Annotated in this window: 21 protein-coding genes; 6 read left to right on the top strand and 15 right to left on the bottom strand. The window is 60.9% G+C overall.

The window, feature by feature from the left end; translation table 11 throughout:
• Positions 1 to 167: 167 nt before the first annotated feature.
• A complete protein-coding gene (locus tag WCX72_RS07765) occupies positions 168 to 1013 on the bottom strand; it encodes an aldo/keto reductase (RefSeq protein ID WP_345969257.1) in 846 nt (281 codons plus the stop codon).
• Entirely contained in the window at positions 1006 to 1392 is a 387-nt protein-coding gene (locus WCX72_RS07760) for a hemerythrin family protein (RefSeq protein ID WP_345969256.1), read from the bottom strand. The genes WCX72_RS07765 and WCX72_RS07760 overlap by 8 nt, the downstream gene beginning before the upstream one ends.
• Before the next feature lie 125 nt (positions 1393 to 1517).
• Between WCX72_RS07760 and WCX72_RS07755 the strand changes: the two genes are divergently transcribed.
• Entirely contained in the window at positions 1518 to 1931 is a 414-nt protein-coding gene (locus WCX72_RS07755; RefSeq protein WP_345969255.1) for a hypothetical protein, read from the top strand.
• A 12-nt stretch (positions 1932 to 1943) separates the two neighbouring features.
• On the opposite strand, the gene WCX72_RS07750 is transcribed toward WCX72_RS07755, so the two are convergent.
• Complete coding sequence (locus tag WCX72_RS07750) at positions 1944 to 2180, bottom strand: hypothetical protein (protein ID WP_231018368.1); 237 nt, start codon at positions 2178 to 2180, stop codon at positions 1944 to 1946.
• Between the two features lie 115 nt (positions 2181 to 2295).
• Between WCX72_RS07750 and WCX72_RS07745 the strand changes: the two genes are divergently transcribed.
• A complete protein-coding gene (locus WCX72_RS07745; protein ID WP_345969254.1) occupies positions 2296 to 2547 on the top strand; it encodes a hypothetical protein in 252 nt (83 codons plus the stop codon).
• A complete protein-coding gene (locus WCX72_RS07740; protein ID WP_345969253.1) occupies positions 2534 to 2911 on the top strand; it encodes a hypothetical protein in 378 nt (125 codons plus the stop codon). The genes WCX72_RS07745 and WCX72_RS07740 overlap by 14 nt, the downstream gene beginning before the upstream one ends.
• 8 nt (positions 2912 to 2919) lie before the next feature.
• Here the strand turns inward: WCX72_RS07740 and WCX72_RS07735 are convergent, their stop codons facing one another.
• From WCX72_RS07735 to WCX72_RS07700, 8 genes are all read right to left on the bottom strand, one after another.
• Entirely contained in the window at positions 2920 to 3468 is a 549-nt protein-coding gene (locus tag WCX72_RS07735; RefSeq protein ID WP_345969252.1) for a hypothetical protein, read from the bottom strand.
• Between the two features lie 113 nt (positions 3469 to 3581).
• Entirely contained in the window at positions 3582 to 4244 is a 663-nt protein-coding gene (locus tag WCX72_RS07730) for a DUF6498-containing protein (protein ID WP_345969251.1), read from the bottom strand.
• Positions 4244 to 4687 (bottom strand): D-aminoacyl-tRNA deacylase, encoded by a 444-nt coding sequence (gene dtd, locus WCX72_RS07725; RefSeq protein ID WP_345969250.1) that lies wholly within the window; start codon positions 4685 to 4687, stop codon positions 4244 to 4246. The genes WCX72_RS07730 and dtd overlap by 1 nt, the downstream gene beginning before the upstream one ends.
• Positions 4687 to 5163 carry an FKBP-type peptidyl-prolyl cis-trans isomerase gene (locus WCX72_RS07720; RefSeq protein WP_345969249.1) on the bottom strand — a complete coding sequence of 159 codons (477 nt, stop codon included), beginning with the start codon at positions 5161 to 5163 and terminating at the stop codon, positions 4687 to 4689. Before WCX72_RS07720 ends, dtd begins: the two co-directional genes overlap by 1 nt.
• Positions 5164 to 5231: 68 nt before the next feature.
• A complete protein-coding gene (locus WCX72_RS07715; protein WP_345969248.1) occupies positions 5232 to 5807 on the bottom strand; it encodes a class I SAM-dependent methyltransferase in 576 nt (191 codons plus the stop codon).
• Between the two features lie 10 nt (positions 5808 to 5817).
• Positions 5818 to 6741 carry a DUF6515 family protein gene (locus WCX72_RS07710; protein WP_345969247.1) on the bottom strand — a complete coding sequence of 308 codons (924 nt, stop codon included), beginning with the start codon at positions 6739 to 6741 and terminating at the stop codon, positions 5818 to 5820.
• Between the two features lie 68 nt (positions 6742 to 6809).
• A complete protein-coding gene (locus WCX72_RS07705) occupies positions 6810 to 6986 on the bottom strand; it encodes a hypothetical protein (RefSeq protein WP_345969246.1) in 177 nt (58 codons plus the stop codon).
• Between the two features lie 55 nt (positions 6987 to 7041).
• Complete coding sequence (locus WCX72_RS07700; RefSeq protein WP_345969245.1) at positions 7042 to 7992, bottom strand: hypothetical protein; 951 nt, start codon at positions 7990 to 7992, stop codon at positions 7042 to 7044.
• 308 nt (positions 7993 to 8300) lie between these two features.
• Between WCX72_RS07700 and WCX72_RS07695 the strand changes: the two genes are divergently transcribed.
• Positions 8301 to 8549, top strand: coding sequence for a hypothetical protein (locus WCX72_RS07695; RefSeq protein WP_345969244.1), 249 nt, complete (start codon positions 8301 to 8303; stop codon positions 8547 to 8549).
• 1 nt (position 8550) lies between these two features.
• Here the strand turns inward: WCX72_RS07695 and WCX72_RS07690 are convergent, their stop codons facing one another.
• From WCX72_RS07690 to WCX72_RS07675, 4 genes are all read right to left on the bottom strand, one after another.
• Positions 8551 to 9174, bottom strand: a complete 624-nt coding sequence (locus tag WCX72_RS07690) for a hypothetical protein (RefSeq protein WP_345969243.1) — start codon at positions 9172 to 9174, stop codon at positions 8551 to 8553.
• Positions 9175 to 9321: 147 nt separating this feature from the next.
• On the bottom strand, positions 9322 to 10203 hold the full coding sequence (locus WCX72_RS07685) for a hypothetical protein (RefSeq protein WP_345969242.1): 882 nt from the start codon (positions 10201 to 10203) through the stop codon (positions 9322 to 9324).
• A 109-nt stretch (positions 10204 to 10312) separates the two neighbouring features.
• The gene (locus tag WCX72_RS07680; protein WP_345969241.1) at positions 10313 to 13156 is read right to left on the bottom strand and encodes a choice-of-anchor I family protein; all 2844 of its coding nucleotides are present in this window, start codon (positions 13154 to 13156) and stop codon (positions 10313 to 10315) included.
• A 117-nt stretch (positions 13157 to 13273) separates the two neighbouring features.
• Positions 13274 to 13777 (bottom strand): YgjP-like metallopeptidase domain-containing protein, encoded by a 504-nt coding sequence (locus WCX72_RS07675; RefSeq protein ID WP_345969240.1) that lies wholly within the window; start codon positions 13775 to 13777, stop codon positions 13274 to 13276.
• 114 nt (positions 13778 to 13891) lie between these two features.
• On the opposite strand from WCX72_RS07675, the gene msrP reads away from it, so the two are divergent.
• The gene (gene msrP, locus WCX72_RS07670; RefSeq protein WP_345969239.1) at positions 13892 to 14851 is read left to right on the top strand and encodes a protein-methionine-sulfoxide reductase catalytic subunit MsrP; all 960 of its coding nucleotides are present in this window, start codon (positions 13892 to 13894) and stop codon (positions 14849 to 14851) included.
• Positions 14848 to 15396, top strand: a complete 549-nt coding sequence (locus tag WCX72_RS07665; protein ID WP_345969238.1) for a ferric reductase-like transmembrane domain-containing protein — start codon at positions 14848 to 14850, stop codon at positions 15394 to 15396. The genes msrP and WCX72_RS07665 overlap by 4 nt, the downstream gene beginning before the upstream one ends.
• Positions 15397 to 15398 lie beyond the last annotated feature (2 nt).

Below are 15398 nucleotides of genomic sequence, written 5' to 3'. Positions count from 1 at the left end.
AAGAGAGCCTTTACAAATCAATCGCATCGGAATGCTTACCCTTTTACGGGTAAGAACAGTATAGGATATTTTGGAAACAGCATGAACAACAAAATGATCAACTTTTAATCAATCGTGTTTTGACGCTGTCTATTTTTGAAAATCCCTGCGCGAAACGGTGCGGTGCGTCAGGAGAGAAGCAGGCGGTCGATCGCCGCGATCTCCTCGGGTGCCAGGCGGATATCCGTGACGTGCAGGTCCTCTTGCATATGCACCGACGAGGTAGTGCCGTCCAGGGGGGTAATCCCTTTGGCGATCAGGTAGGCGTAAAAGATCTGCGGCGTGCCGACGCGACGTGCCATTGCGGCGCGGATGACCGGTTCGCTGCCGAGCAGGTGGGGGTTGGCAGTCAGGCTCCAGAAACTCTGGTAGCGGATACCGTTGGCATCGCAGAAGGCGCGCAGTTCGACGTCGTAGCCGGAATCGGCGTAGAAGCGGTTCTGCAGCACGGCCGGTTTGATTTCCGCCTCGTCGAAGAGCCGCTGCAGGGTACGCAGTTCGTAGCAGTTGCTGATTCCCAGCTGCCGCGCACCGCCGTCCGCGGCGATCGTTTCCATCGCTCGCCAGACGGAGAGGAGGCGCGCAAACGGGAAGAGGGGCGAGTGCAGGACGTACGAATCGACATACCCGGTGCGCAGATTGTCCAGGGAGACGCGAAACGACTGCGCTACCTGCTCGGGGAGCGGGGCGTTGCGGTCGTAGGGAGTATTTTCCGGGTCCTGCCCGTCAACGGGGGTGAATTTCGTCTGCAGAAAGACCGCTTCGCGCTCGAGCCCTTCGCCGCGCATCTTCGCCAGGGCCTCGCCGACGCCGGCTTCATGGTAGTGGCGGGGTTGGCAGGCCGTATCGATGCCGCGGAATCCGCAGCGCAGCGCCGCCTCGACGAGGGGAGCGGTCTGCTCCTTCTTCCAGGCCGTACCATAGATCAGCGCCGGCATCTGTACGGCGGCGTGTGTGGGAAGGGTCTCAGCCATGTACCGCCTCCGTTTCGAGGCTTTTGAGGAACATCGCCAGCTGGGAGTCGATGTTGATGATATGGCGCCGGAACTTCTCATAGGCGTAGTCGTCGATATAGGAGCGTCCGAATGGGGGGAGCTTACGTGCCTTCTGCAGGAAGTAGCGCATCTCCGAGAGCAGGGTCTCGTGTTCGTCCAGGTGCTCCTGCAGGCCGTAAAAAGCGAGCGAACGCATCATCTCCTCTTCCATGGCGAAGTGCGTCTCCGTATGCTCGACAAGGGCGGCAAATCCCTCAATGAAGGCGCTTCCCGTCGCCTGTTTGACGGCATCGAGCTGACGAAGAAAGTCCGCGTGGGTTTCATCCATCGTCGCGACGCCGAGCGTCAGTTCTTCCATCGCTGTCTCCTTCGGTACGCCCGGGGCGTTGGCGAGACGAGTGCAACTTTCATACGATGCCCGTCATCGCACGGAATATGCAGTCACAGAACGACACGCCCGCCACCGGGCGAGAGGAGGTAACGATGTTATCAACGTTCAATGCACTCAAATCCGTGTACGCTTCGCGCGAGATATCCATGGAGGATCTTGACGTCTTGCAACAATACGATTTTATCCAGTTTGAGAACCGCGGCATCAGCCGCTCTGAAAAGGATTGCCTGCTTTGCGAAGTACGCTGCGAACCCTTTGCCGCCTTTCTGACGGCGATTACCGCCGCCGTTTTCGATTCGGCGGAGGCGCTGCGCGATCTGGTACGAAGTACGGGGCTGGGACTGTTGGAGGAGAAGAGCGAGGATGCGGCACTGCTCAGTTTTTACAGCGAGGATAAGATGGTGGAGATCATTGCCAGCGTCGCGGATGACGGCAGGGTCAGTATCGATCCGGAGGACTTGGAGGTTTTACCCTTTTTTCAGGTGTTCCTGCGCGTACAGCACTGAGGCGCGGACGCCTTAGTGGTGCTCGTGGGTACCGCAGCCGCAGCCGCCCTGGAGCATCCCGATGACAAAGTGGTCATCCACTTCGGTCACGTCGAAGTGGTGCTTGCCGCAGAAGCTGTTTTTCATAAGCGACAGCTGGGCGTCCGCCGCGCTTTTGGCGCTCTCTTTATTGTCGTAGGTGACGATCTGGTCCAGCCCTTTTTTCTTGGCGCAACTGCAAAGTTTTTCGATGATGACATGGTATTCCATAGCGGATTCCTTACACGTAGATATTGTGCCTGAACGGATGCATCTGCCGTTCCTGCGGGCTTCACATTCGCTTCATGATTGTATGGGATACTCTCAAAAAGATAAAGGAGCGATTATGAAACGATTTATTCCATGGAGCGCGGCAGCCCTCGCTGCGGCGACCCTTTATGCCGCCGCGCCGCTGGCGCCGCAGCCGCCCCAGGTGCGCGAGATTGTACGGCTTCATGCCCACCCCGAGGCCGTGGAGAAGCCCGAAGCCGTCCCGGCGGGTGCCAAACCGGCGAAAGATTTCGGCAAGCTGCATGACCGCGAACTGCCCAACATCTTCTATCTCCCGAAACCGGAGGTGTCCGATGAAGCGCAGTAAGCTGATGCTCCGACTGGCGGCGCTCGCGATGCCCCTGTGGCTGTTGTCGGGCTGTTTCATCTATGTCGAGGACAACCCTTCCCATCTTCCCTATGTGCCGGCGACGCTCGTGATCCACAACGACGAGACCTCCTGGGGCAGCATCTGGTATGCCTATGCCGCTCCCTCCCTGGCTTCGAGCTGGGGCGAGGAGCTGCTGGGCGCCGATGTGCTTTACCCGGGGGACGATCTTGTCGTGGATATCTATGAATGCGACCAGAATTACGATATTCGGGTAGAGTATGAGGACGGGTACGTCGTTGAGAGAACGGGTGTATGGGTGCCGTGCGACATGACGACCTACACCATTTTTACGGATTACTAGGCGGGGGTTTACCCCTCGATAAGCTGTCCGCGGAAGTAGAGTTTCTGCTTTGTCCCGGTCGTTTCGGGTTTCGGCGCGGCGGGTGCCTCAGGCGTCGGGGCGACGATCAGTTCGTCAAACTTGGTCTGCGGGGTGGCGAGCATGACGCTCTCGAAAGCCCGCAGCCGTTTGAGCAGGCTGTCAGAGGCAGGCAGAAGCTCTTCATAGTAGTTCTGGGCGAGTTTCAGGTCGCTGGCACTCGCTTTTTTTGAACCGAACACCCCCATCAATCCCCCCGATTTCCCGGCGAAGAGCGTGGCATAGATCTTGAGATAGATGTCGTAGCAGTTGGTATGGAGCTCGATCATTTCGTCAATGACGCTTTTGGCGTTGGACGTCGAAAACACCATCGCATCGTCGTAGAGCCATCGGCTGAAGTCGCTGTCGGACTGGTTGACGGGCACCGCATCCTTTTCACTGCTGACCCCGGAGACCATCAGCTTGATCTGGTTGACCCATTTAAGCTGATGGGTCCGTGCATTTCGGATGTTCTGAATGTAATTCTCTTTTGATGCCATAATGACCTCCGCATAAGATACGGAAGTGTACGACAAGGCAGAGGGAAATGTTGACGGTTCTATGGATAAAAAATAATCACTCGATACAGATAGGTGATTATCAAAAAATCATATTAATCCACCGGATGTTTCCGCCGTACGGAGGCGTGGCGCAGCGCCAGGGAGCGCGCGTCCATTCCGACCTTCAAAAAGAGCAGGACGATCAGAGCGGCGAGGGGCTGGCCCAGCGCCGCGACGAGAAAGCCGCCGCCGATCAGCCCGATGTGCAGGACGGCGACCCGGCCGTAGGGGGCGCCCATCCAGTCCGAGAGGGTGGTGCGTTCGTATTCGCCGCTGCGGATGTAATCGACATAGAAAGAGACGGCATGGCTGACGATGAGCAGCGTCAGGGCGGTGAGGATGCCGTTGCCGAACAGCACGTCGCGGTGGTAGATGTAATCGGCGAGGCCGAAGACGCTCAGGTGCAGCTCCTCCGGTGCAAAGAGCGCGATGACGAAGATGCCGTGGGCATAGGCGAACATGCCGTAGTGGAAGATGAAAAAGGGGATGAGAAAGAGCTTGCCGAGATTGCCGGCCAGCTCCTCGGGACGGTTGGTGATCATCTTGAGCACATTGAAAAAGCCGATGACGACGTTCTCCATCCAGTACAGAAAGATCAGCTCAAACACGCCCCATCCCAGTTCCAGGACGCCATAAAGCGGGTAGAGGTTTGCTGCCAGCAGGACAAAAAGGGGCAGGGAGGCATAGCGCCGAAGGGCGGCGAGCAGTACGACCATCAGAGCGTTTTCGAATCGATCATGATCGTCACAGGGCCGTCGTTCGCGATGCGCACATCCATGTGGGCGCCGAAGACGCCGTGCCGGACCGGAATGTTCCGGGACGCCTGCGTAATGAAGTAGCAGTAGAGCCGTTCGGCTTCCGCCGGCCGTGCGGCGGCGTCGAAGGAGGGGCGCCGCCCTTTTTTGACGTCGGCGGCCAGGGTGAACTGGGAGACGACGAGCAGCTCGCCCCCGACGTCAAGCAGGGAGCGGTTCATCTTCCCCGCTTCGTCGGCAAAAATGCGCAGAGGAAGGATCTTGGACAGGAGCTTATCCGCGTCTTTCTCCGTGTCCCCCTCAAGCACACCTAGCAAGAGGGTAAGCCCCCTCCCGATCGCGGCGACTTCGCGGCCCTCCACGCTGACGGAGGAGGCCGTCACCCGCTGCAGGACAGCCAGCATCAGTGGTGATGGTGCTCGTGTGCGAGGAGTTCGCGGACGGCCGCTTCATCTAGGGGCTGAATCTCCTTGACCGTTCCGTCGAAGACGAGGCTGCTGCCGGCGAGGGGGTGGTTGCCGTCGAGGACCGCTTCGTCGCCGCGGATCTCCTTGACGGTGTAGATGATCACGTCGTCGGGATTGGACTCGAGGTGCCCTTCGATTTCCATGCCGACCTCGAGATCGTCTGGAAGTTCGGAGAGGGCCTCCTCGACAACGAGGGAGCCGTCGTACTCCCCGAAGGATTCGGCGGGGGAGAGGGCGACGTAGACGTCGTCTCCGACCTGCTTGCCTTCGAGCGCCGCTTCCAGCTTAGCGAAGATCTGGCCGTAGCCGCCGTGCAGGTACATCAGCTCCGTGTCGTCGGGGTTCAGCAGCGTGCCGTCGGCGGTTGTGAGCTCGTAGTTGAGGGTGACAAGGGTGTTCTTCGTGATCTGCATGGTGCGGCCTTAGCGGTGGGATAGGGAAATTTTACAACGAAACGGGGGAATAGGCAAACACGCCCTTCCTAGGCCCCGAGCGTTGCGGCGAGGGTATAGCGCCAGCCGTGACGGATGTCGGTGCCGGAAAAGCCCCGCCGCAGCAGCAGCGCGGAAAGGGTGTCCGGCGGATAGAAGTGGCCCGGTTCGCCCAGCAGCTTTTCCGCCCGCTTCAGGGCAGCGCCCAGCAGGGTAGAGGGATCGAAGTCGTAGATAAAGAGAAGCCCGCCGGGTCTGAGCACGCGGGCGATCTCGTCGAGGGCCGCTTCGGGGACGTCAAAGTGGTGCAGCGCCTCGCCCACCACGACGGCGTCGAAACGGTCCGCCTCGAAGGGGAGGGCCTCGGCCCGGGCCGCAAAACGTTCGACGCTCTCAGGAAGGTAGCGCAGCATCCCCTCGGCGGGGTCGGCGGCGACGGGACGGAGATCGTCCCGGCAGCCGAGCGCATAGTTGCCCAGGGTACCCGTTCCCGCGCCGAGGTCGAGGAGATCGGCGCCGGGAGGAAGGGAACGAAGGGATGTACAGAGATGGGAGACGGCGGCCGCGGGGTAGACCGCCGCGCCGAATCGGCTGAAGACCCAACCGAGATGGTTGAAGGGGATCATGCGACCCGCTTTACGGCGTCACGACGATATAGACGACGCGGTCGCCCTGGATGGCCTGCATGAAGTAGGTATTCGCATAGCGGTAGTACTGCGCCCCGTTGATCGTGACGCTGTAGGCGCCGTCGGGGAGGTAATCCAGGACCTGGCCGGGGGCAAACTCGACGTCGTAGTAGGTCACCGGGGGGTTGACGACGCGGTAGGCGTTGCGGTAGGTGTCCCAGGTATAGTAGACGTCCGCGTAATAGTAGTAGGTGAGCCCGCTGTGCACAAAGACCGTGTAGCCCACCGGCAGGGTACGGACGACCAGCCCCACCGGCGGTGCGGCGACGATGAAGCCCCGGTCGTGGTGGCGGTAGTAGAGGCCGTCGGCATAGTAGAAGACGAGGCCGCCGAGGCTCAGCGAGATGGCCACGCGCGGCAGGCTGCGTACGACATAGCCCGGGCGCTGGTAGTAGGTCAGAGGACGGGCACCCGGCGGGCGGTAGTAGTGCTTATGCTTGTCGATATGGACGACACCCCCTTTGGCGGGCGGAGCGACCCGTTTGCCGACGTTACGCTGGTCCCCTTTCTGCGGGCGCACTGTACGCTGTTCGGTGTAGCGGTTCTCCTCGCGCTGGTTGGGCCGGACGACCGGCGCGGGTCTCACCGGGTGCGGGGTGTACTTCTGGGGTTCGGAACGGCGAACCTCTTCACGGCGGATCTCACCCTTCGAGGGCTGGGTACGGTCGCGGCGTATCTCCTGCCCGAGGGTGTTGCTTCGGCTGTTGGAACGCTCCTGGCTATAAGCGCGGTCCTGCTTATTATTATAGGAACGTTCCTGTTTGGAACCGCCCCGGTCGTTATCCTTCCTGCCGTCATGGTCAGGGGCCGCATGCAGCCCGGCCGAACCGATGAGCAGTGCTGCTGTCACTGAGATGAAGTTGCTGTATCGCATGGCATCCTCCTTGATTGATAGGTCCAGTATAACGGGAAATCGTTAAATAATCGTGAGAGGCGTTGCGGTCAGCGGCGGGAATGTTCGCGTTTCAGGGCCGTCAGCGTTTTGAAAAAACAGCCCTGGGTGAAACGGTACTCCGTCTCTTTTTTTTCAAGTCCGCGGCCGTGCCGGAGGACGAGGCGGATGTCTTCGGGTCTGACCCGGTAGCTTTTGGCACAGTGTTCGCAGTAAAGGGTTTCCATTGCCTATCCATATGCAAGCGGCGTTCACGACGCGCGTTCCCGCCGGGGGGAAGAATCAGTGGGTGCGTTTGCGGAAGAAGAGCATCAGCGCCGCGCCGCCGAGCAGCAGTTCGGCGAGGAGCAGCGTGACGACGGAGGAGAGCATGGACTCGTCCGATGCTTCGGTGTCACCGGTCACCTCGAAAGGGGTGGTGCGGTGGAAGGACTGTGTCGTCGGGATATGCTTGGCGGCGGCCGGCTTCGTCACAGCCGTTTCCGCCGGGGTGGTGGCGTTGTTACTCGCGGGTTCTTCCACGACCCGGGGCTTCGTCTCGGGGGCAGGTGCCGCCGCTTCGGCCTTCGGCGCTTCCGTTATCTTAGCCGGTGTCTCGGCCGGTGTTTTGGCGGCCGCCATGGCCTGCGGTTCGAGCGGTTCCGTAATGACCGGCTGCAGGGCATTGAGGTCCTTCGCGATGTAGGCGTTGGGATGCAGCTTCCGGATGCTTTTGAGGACGGTGTTGGCTTCGGCGCTGCTGCGGAACTGTTCCAGGACGGCAAGAAAGGTCTGCGATCCGCCGCTGACGGCGTAGGCGAAGGCGTGTTCGTTCTGCAGGCTGCCGGTGTCGGGGTTGTGCTGCAGGTACCAATGGAGTGCCTCGTTGCGCTGCTGCGCTTCTACTTTGCTTTGGAAAACGCCGGCAATGATTTCACCGCCGTCGCTCATGTAGGCCTTGGGGTGCAGTTTCCGGATCGTATCGAGTACGATCTTGCGCTCGGCGCTGCTGCGGAAACGATACAACACGGCCAGGAAGCCCGGCGCGGCGTTGCGTACGTTGTAGCTAAAGGCACCCGTTTGCTGCAGGGGACCGACGTCGGGGTCCTGCTGCAGGTACCACTGCAGGGCTTCGATACGCTGTGCCGCATCCTGTTCCGTCTGGAACGCCCCCGCAATGATGGCTTCTGTCGTCGCGGCCGCAAGCGAGACCGCCGACAGAAACAGTAAAAACGATAGGGTGGCCAGACGCATGCAACTCCTTTAATGAATATGGCGCCCGATAGCACCAATGAGAGAAGGTTATTTTAGCATTCGGAACTTTGTCTAACTTTTTTTTGCGGTAAAAATACTGTGCTTTGCCGTTTTTTCACATGTTTGGAGGATAAAAATCATCGGATTCGGTTGTAACACGGCTGTGATACTCGGGGTGTATAGTGTGCTTTTATTGACGCTTTCGGGAGGAAAAGGTGATGACAATGACCCCGGCATACCGAGATGCAGTGCGGCGTAGAGTACCCGTCACGGCATTAAGGGCGGCGGCACTGCCGCGAAGAGATGAGGTGCCGGATACACCACGGCTCACCGTGACGCACGACGGCATCCACCCCGTATTGGCCCGTTTTATCCGTCAACGGCTGCGGGTGCCCGAAAGCTACGCGCATATCAGGACGCTCGCCTATGCCGTCGGGCAGAACATGGGTGTCATGACGACCTTCTCGGCGCTGAACTACCGGGGCGAGTCCTGTACCGTGCACCTCTCCGCGGTGATCGCACCGGGCGGAGCGCTCCTCAGCGTCAAACAGCTCTGAACTACCCCTGCACCGGCTGGCGTCTGCCCGCAAAGAGCATAATGAATGCCGCACCGCCCAGGAGCTCCGCGATCAGCAGCGGCAGAAAGGACGGCCCCGTCGTTTCCGGGGTGATGGAAGCCGCCGAAAGCGACCCTGGGGTTCTCATCGCCGTCACTTCCGTGCCCGGTACCGTCTCCACGACACTCGTATCCGTCGCTGTCATGACACTTTCCGATGCCGGAGCGGCTGCCGGTTCGAATACAGCCGCTTCCGAGCCCGCCGCGGACGATGCCGGTGTGGCAGCGCCGAGGGGCCGTGTAAAGTTCATGTTGTTCTTGACGTAAGCATCGGGATAGATCTTTTTGATGCTGTTGCGTACCGTCAGCAGTTCGTCAAAATTGCGGAAACGGTAGAGCACGGCAACGTAGTAAGGGGCCGCGCTGCGTACGCCGTAGGTATAGTATCCGGCGCGCTGCAAGGCGTAGCTCTCCGGCTCGTAGCGCAGATACCCCTTGAGCGTATCGACGCGCTGCTGCGCCCCTTCGGGGGTATGAAACGCCCCGACGACGATGACCTTGGTGGTGGCGGCCGTGAGGGACGCCGCCGTGATTAACAGTAGTAGTATCGCGATGATCGGTCGCATGGTTCTCCTTCTCGACGACACCGAGGGACGGTGCCTAAAAATAATTTTAGCATTAATAACTTTATTAAACATTTTTTTAAAAAATTTTAAAAGGTTTTTAGTCGGGGGAGGGGAGATGGTAGGGAAGCGGGAGGCGGAGGGAGCGCCTCACTCCTTCTGTTTTCGGAGTTCGGCATTCAGGGCGTCAAAGAAGGCTTTGGCTTCCTGTTCGAACCGGTCGCGCCACTCGATCCACTGCCGTTGATAGCGCTCCAGGGTCTCTTCGTCGAGCATCAGCAGTTTCTGCTGGGCCGCAAGGGCTTTTTCCGTCCCTTCGGTGACGTTGTCCGCGTCCGGTTCGGAGAGGGTGTCGCTTTGGCGCTCCATCTCCCCGGCGACGTCGTCCAGCGTCTGCTGCTCCTGCGGTGTCAGTTGCTCCCCGTTCGCATCGAGCGCTTCACGGGCCGACGCGGCCAGTTCGTCGATGCGTTCGCGCAGGACGCCGCCGTAGCGGCCGATGGATTCGGACATCTGCCGGTTGAGCGTCTCGGCATAGGCGTCCATCTGCCCGCGCATCGTCTCCAGCTGGCGCTGCAGGTCGCCGGAGGTGCTGTTCAGCCGTCCGGCCAGGTCCTGGGTGATCTTGGTGAGCTCCGCAAAGAGGGCGGTGAGGGCGTTGCCGCGCATCCCCTCCGCCGTGCGCGCGTAGTCGACGAGCCACGTTTCGTCGCGCTGGACGAGGTAGGTCGTCACGGTGGCGGGCAGATCGCTTCCCTCCGGCGCGGTGATCTTGGAGACGATCTGCGCCTCTCTCCCCTCGATGACGACCTTTTCAACCGTCGCATCGGCCCCCTGCCAGGAGCGACCGAAGGCGTCGAACGCCGCTTCGTCCTCCAGGGTGGAGTAGCGGACCGCATCGCCCGCATCGCTGCGCTCCACGGCGCTCCAGAACGCGGCTGCCGCCTCCTGCGGGGTTTCGGGTTCGAAACAGGCCGTGAGGGCGACCAGCGTGGCGATAAAGAGTGAGAGCCGGAGAAAAAATATTTGCATCCAGGGAACCTTTTATAGCGGTATAAATGGTTGCCATTATAGCGTGCAGGGAAAAACGGGACGGCTGGGGGGGAGTCCGGAGACCCGGGGAGATCGGGCCTCCGCGGGGTTACTGCGTGATTTCGTAGAGGACGGTCGATCCGCTGACCTCGTTGGAAACGATCAGCAGGTTTTTGCCGTTGGGCGACTGGTTTGCCGGCACGAAGAGCATCCCTTCGGGACTGACGTCCCCCTCGGTATGGGTGACGACATAATCGACGTACACGGGCTGCATCGGGTCGCTGATGTCGTAGATGAGGATGGCGCTCTGACGCTCCAGGCCGACGAAGGCGTAGGTTTTGCCGCCGATGGACCCCAGGGCCAGCGCTTCGGGCTCGCCGCCCTTGTTGCCGCTGCGGCCGTCCATCTCGCCGTCGTCCTGGTTGAAGAGCGCCGGTTCGATCTCGGCGATCTTTTTGGAGATGGCGTCCCCGCTGTCGAAGACGAGGTCGCCGCTGCTGTTCCAGATACTGAAGCTGCGCGCGCCGTACGCATAGAGCTTTTCGTAAACATTGTCGCCGTCGCTGTCGCCCATGTCGGTGACGACTTTCAGATCGTTCTCATCCGCGTAGGCGTCGGCGATCGCCGGGTCGAGGCTGAGCTTCTTGATCTTCTCCTCGTCGACGAAACAGTAGCTCTCGTCACCGTTGCACCATTCGCGGCCGTCGCCTTCGTTGGCGGTGACGAAGTAGGTCTCCCCGCCGACGCTGTACGATGCGATGGTGTCGGGCATATAGAGGCCGAAGAGTCCCGGGTAGGATTTCATCGTGATGTTGCCTTCCTCCTCGATATCGATCGTATTGCCGCTGCCGGGTTCGTAGCTTTTGGCCCCGAGGGATTTGACCCAGGTGAGCGTCGGCGTCGCACCGGAGATGTCGACCTTCGCCACCGCGTTGTTCTCCTGCAGGGTGACGTAGGCGTCGCTGCCGCTGACGGTGATGTACTCGGGTTCGATATCGAACGCCTTGTCGTTTTTCGGCGTACCGCCCAGGCGGACCGGTGTGCCGTCCGCCGCTGCGCTCAACGCCGCCGCGCTGAAATCAGCCTCGGCGTAGCCGGTGGCATCATCCGCCGCCGTCGTCTGGGCGACGGTGATGAGGCCGACGGAGCCCTTGGCGTCCACGTAGCTGCCGCCGGAGGCATCGGGTTCGCCTTCGTTGGCGACGAGGATCTTTTTGCCGTCCCCGGTAAAGGTGACCATGTCCGGCAGGTAGCCGACGCGCGTCTGGGCGAGGAAACCGCCGTCGGTGTCGAAGAGGAGGACTTTGCCTACCGTGCCGACTTTGTCGGCACTGCCGACGGCGACGGCGACCTTGCCCTTCTTGGTGCTCACGCTCTGCACGCCCGCACCGTAGGCGGAGAGGTCGACGGAGGTGACCAGCGCCGGAGCGGCAACGTCGGCGACGCTGACGATGTCGAGCCTGTTGTCCGCGCCGTTGGTGATGAAGAGCCGCTTGGAGGCGCTGTCATAGGCCGAGATCTCGCTGCCCCCCTCCTTGCCGGTGTTATAAGAAGCGAGTTTGTGCAGGGTCATGCCGCTCAGCTCCAGGTCATGGACGACATAGAGGGTGTTGCCGTCTATTTTCGTCTTGGCCGCATCGAGGTATTTCTGCTCCAGCACCCCGCCGGTTGCCCACATGGCGAAGTCGTCGTCGTTGACGATGCCGAGGGTGTGCTCGTCGAAGACGATCAGCCCCTCCATTTTGTCATGCGGGTACTGGACCGCTTTGATCATGTCGACGACGAGCTCTTTCTGGACCGGGACGATCCCCTTGGCCGCCAGCGTTTCCCAGCCGTCCGCCTGGATCGCAACCTCTTCGAGGGTCTGTCCGTCGAGCAGCAGACCGCCGTCGGCGTCCTGCGTCAGGTTGGCGTCGGGGGCGATGCTTTCGAGTTCCGTGCCGGTGGTGAGCTTGATCTTGTAGACGTGCTTCTGTCCCGCCGTCGTATCTTTGTAGAAGCTGCCGTCGCGCTCGATGACGAGGAAGACGTCGTTGCTGAGTGCGGTGATCTCGGAGTTGGAGTTTTTCGCTTTCTCCTGCTTGTAGAGGTACTGTTTGACCGTGCCGTCTTCGAGGCTGACGGTCACGATGCGCGTCAGTGTGCCGCGCACGGCGCTGCTGGGGTTGTCCAGGGTGGACTGCATGATCCCGACGAGGCTCTTCTGGTCCGGCGTGACCGTCAGCCCCTCCATGCCGCGGTTGGCCCAGCGGCGGCCGAACTCCGCGGGCAGCGTGTAAGTGTTGCGGCTGTCGCCGGCAAAGGGGTTGATGCGCCCGATCTCTTTGCCGTTCTTGTCGAAGTGGACCATGTGTGGACCGTATTCGTCGCTGACCCAGTAGGTGCCGTCTTCCATGACGGCGAGCCCTTCGCTGTCCAGGCCGAAGTCGTCGGTTTTGATGCTGCCGTTTTCATCCCGGATGGCGTTACCGTCGGTATCGTAGGGGATCTCGCCCGTGCCGCCGAGCGCCGCGCTGTTGGGGAGGCCGGAGATCGGCTGCCCCGCGGTGTCTTTGAAGAGGATCTCCTTGACCATCGTGACGTTGCCGTCCGCGCCGACCTCGAAAAGACCGATGCGCGGGGTGTAATCCGGCGTCGGGAAGATCTTGCCCTTGCCTTCGGCGCCGCTGTAGGTGGCGTTGGGACCCCGGTCGGTCATGGCGTAGAAGCGGTTTTTGTTTGTCGGGTCGGCGGCGGCCGCCGACCCGAAGCCGCCGTTGCGGATCCCGAAGGTCTCGCCGGGGTTCGCGCCGTCTGCGAGGTTGTCCATCAGGACACTGTAGGGCAGCAGCGTACCGGCGTCGGGGACGGCGGCGACGTTGTCCGCGCTGCTGTTGCCGCTCTCGCCGCAGGCGCTCAGCAGGAGCGCCGCCGTAACGGTGGAGAGGAGAAGGGGATAGAGGTGACCGATCATGTGAGACTCCGGAATGTGAAAATTCCGCAGATGGTAGGGAAGCAGTATTACACTGCCATTACCGCAGGGTTGCAGGATTGAACATATTCCGGTATCACATTTGTAATGTGGCGGCGGTCAGTAGAGTTTCCCGAAGCGTTCCATGTAGGTCAGGTAGAGGCGCAGGTCGAACTCCAGCTGGTGGTAGCCGGGGGCCATGTGCTCGCAGAGGCTGTAAAAGGCCTTGTTGTGATCGCGCTCTTTGAGGTGGGCCAGTTCGTGGGCGACGATCATCTGCAAAAAGGGTTCGGGGACCTTTTTAAAAAGGGAGGCGATGCGGATCTCCCGCCGGGAGCGCACCCGTCCGCCGTGCACCTTCGAGATGCGGGTGTGCATCCCCAGGGCGTCGTCGATGACACTGATCTTCGTGTCATAGACGACCTTGTGCAGGGGCTGGGAGTTGCGCATGTGTGTACTGCGCATGGCGTCGGCGTAGTCGTAGAGCGCGCTGTCGGTGGAGAGGGCGTGCGCCTCGGGGTACTTCTGCAGCAGAAAATCGCCGAGCTTCCCGCCCTCGATGAGGCGGCGCACCTGTGCCTGGAGCGTCTCGGGGTAGTGGGCAAGATAGCGCAGTTCCGTCATGCTCTCTCCGAAGATGTTTGCGCCATTGTAGCATCTGTAGCGGCCGTTTTTGAACTATTTATGCGCCGGGCGTATAGTGTTAGAAAAGGCAAAAGCGCCCGAAAAGGAGCGACGATGCAACGCACACGATATGAAAACCGGCCGCTGCGCGAAGCCGACGTGACCGACGAGGCGCTCTTCGACGCACGCCGGAAGTTTCTGAAGCTGGGGGCGGCGACCCTGGTGAGCACGGCGGCGGTGCTGGAACTGGCCGCGAAAGAGCAGCTGCCCGCCGCAAACCTCGACTATGCCAAAGACCCCAACGCGGGAGGACTCGAGCTCAACACCTACGAGCAGATCACCTCTTACAACAACTTCTACGAGTTCACGACGAGCAAGGAGGGGGTCAAGCCCCTCTCGAAGCGCTTCAAAAGCGCGCCGTGGAAGCTGACCATTGACGGGATGGTCGAGCAGCCGCTCGAGCTGGACGTCTGGAAGCTGATGAAGCAAATGCCTCTGGAGGAGCGGATCTACCGTTTCCGCTGCGTGGAGGGGTGGTCGATGGTCGTGCCGTGGATCGGGTTCGAACTCTCCAGGCTCATTGCCATGGCCAAGCCCCTCTCCTCGGCGAAGTACGTCCGTTTCGAGACATTGTACGACCCCGAGCAGTTCCCCGACCAGGACCGCGGCCTCCTGGCGACCCTGGACTACCCCTATGTCGAGGGGCTGCGCATGGACGAGGCGATGCACCCGCTGACCCTGATGGCCGTCGGCCTCTACGGCCACACCCTCCCGCCGCAGAACGGCGCGCCGATCCGCCTCGTCGTGCCGTGGAAGTACGGCTTCAAAAGCATCAAGTCGGTCGTGAGGATCACCTTTACCGACACGCAGCCGCGAAACACCTGGAACGTCTACGCCCCCCGCGAATTCGGCTTCTATGCCAACGTCAACCCCGGCGTCGACCATCCCCGCTGGTCCCAGGCGCGCGAACGGGTGCTGGGGCACTTCTTCAAACAGCCCACACTGATGTTTAACGGCTACGGGAAAGAGGTTGCCCACCTCTACAAAGGAATGGACCTGAGGAAACAGTTTTGAAAAGAACGCTCCTTTTCCTCCTCTGTCTCTCCCCGCTGCTCTTCCTGCTCTACCGTCTCTTCGCCGGCGGGGCGGAAGACCCCGTCAAGGCCATCTACAGTGTGACCGGCTACAGCGCTTTGACACTGCTCTACGCGGCGACGACGATCTCCCTGGTGCGGAAGAAGATCCGGCTGCTGCGCTACCGGCGCATGGTGGGGCTCTTCGCCTTCTTCTACGCCCTGCTGCACTTTTCCAACTTCCTCATCCTCGACATGGAACTCGATCCCGCCGCCGCCTTTGACGAGACGCTGAAGCGGCCTTTCGTCTATCTCGGGGTGAGCGCCTTCGCCATTTTGCTTTTCATGGCCGTCACCTCCCTGCCGAAGCTCTTCGCCAGGTTTTACAGATATCACCGGCTCATCTACGTCGCCCTGCTGCTGGTAACGGTCCACTTCGTCATGGCGCAGAAGGCGATCGCCTACTGGCAGTGGGAGATTCTGGCGGTGATGGCCGTCATCGGTGTGCTGAAAGTGCTGCAGAGAACCGGGCTCGCGAAGCTCTGAAC

The sequence above is a fragment of the Thiomicrolovo immobilis genome, assembly GCF_039645955.1.
GTDB classification, from domain to species: Bacteria; Campylobacterota; Campylobacteria; order Campylobacterales; family Sulfurimonadaceae; genus Thiomicrolovo; species Thiomicrolovo diazotrophicus.
This window is presented reverse-complemented; position numbering and strand designations above follow the sequence as displayed.

Bases quoted from the DNA above. Each gene is read 5' to 3' on its own strand.
- WCX72_RS07765 (WP_345969257.1), bottom strand. From the start codon at position 1,013: ATGGCTGAGACCCTTCCCACACACGCCGCCGTACAGATGCCGGCGCTG.
- WCX72_RS07760 (WP_345969256.1), bottom strand. From the start codon at position 1,392: ATGGAAGAACTGACGCTCGGCGTCGCGACGATGGATGAAACCCACGCG.
- WCX72_RS07755 (WP_345969255.1), top strand. From the start codon at position 1,518: ATGTTATCAACGTTCAATGCACTCAAATCCGTGTACGCTTCGCGCGAG.
- WCX72_RS07750 (WP_231018368.1), bottom strand. From the start codon at position 2,180: ATGGAATACCATGTCATCATCGAAAAACTTTGCAGTTGCGCCAAGAAA.
- WCX72_RS07745 (WP_345969254.1), top strand. From the start codon at position 2,296: ATGAAACGATTTATTCCATGGAGCGCGGCAGCCCTCGCTGCGGCGACC.
- WCX72_RS07740 (WP_345969253.1), top strand. From the start codon at position 2,534: ATGAAGCGCAGTAAGCTGATGCTCCGACTGGCGGCGCTCGCGATGCCC.
- WCX72_RS07735 (WP_345969252.1), bottom strand. From the start codon at position 3,468: ATGGCATCAAAAGAGAATTACATTCAGAACATCCGAAATGCACGGACC.
- WCX72_RS07730 (WP_345969251.1), bottom strand. From the start codon at position 4,244: ATGGTCGTACTGCTCGCCGCCCTTCGGCGCTATGCCTCCCTGCCCCTT.
- dtd (WP_345969250.1), bottom strand. From the start codon at position 4,687: ATGCTGGCTGTCCTGCAGCGGGTGACGGCCTCCTCCGTCAGCGTGGAG.
- WCX72_RS07720 (WP_345969249.1), bottom strand. From the start codon at position 5,163: ATGCAGATCACGAAGAACACCCTTGTCACCCTCAACTACGAGCTCACA.
- WCX72_RS07715 (WP_345969248.1), bottom strand. From the start codon at position 5,807: ATGATCCCCTTCAACCATCTCGGTTGGGTCTTCAGCCGATTCGGCGCG.
- WCX72_RS07710 (WP_345969247.1), bottom strand. From the start codon at position 6,741: ATGCGATACAGCAACTTCATCTCAGTGACAGCAGCACTGCTCATCGGT.
- WCX72_RS07705 (WP_345969246.1), bottom strand. From the start codon at position 6,986: ATGGAAACCCTTTACTGCGAACACTGTGCCAAAAGCTACCGGGTCAGA.
- WCX72_RS07700 (WP_345969245.1), bottom strand. From the start codon at position 7,992: ATGCGTCTGGCCACCCTATCGTTTTTACTGTTTCTGTCGGCGGTCTCG.
- WCX72_RS07690 (WP_345969243.1), bottom strand. From the start codon at position 9,174: ATGCGACCGATCATCGCGATACTACTACTGTTAATCACGGCGGCGTCC.
- WCX72_RS07685 (WP_345969242.1), bottom strand. From the start codon at position 10,203: ATGCAAATATTTTTTCTCCGGCTCTCACTCTTTATCGCCACGCTGGTC.
- WCX72_RS07680 (WP_345969241.1), bottom strand. From the start codon at position 13,156: ATGATCGGTCACCTCTATCCCCTTCTCCTCTCCACCGTTACGGCGGCG.
- WCX72_RS07675 (WP_345969240.1), bottom strand. From the start codon at position 13,777: ATGACGGAACTGCGCTATCTTGCCCACTACCCCGAGACGCTCCAGGCA.
- msrP (WP_345969239.1), top strand. From the start codon at position 13,892: ATGCAACGCACACGATATGAAAACCGGCCGCTGCGCGAAGCCGACGTG.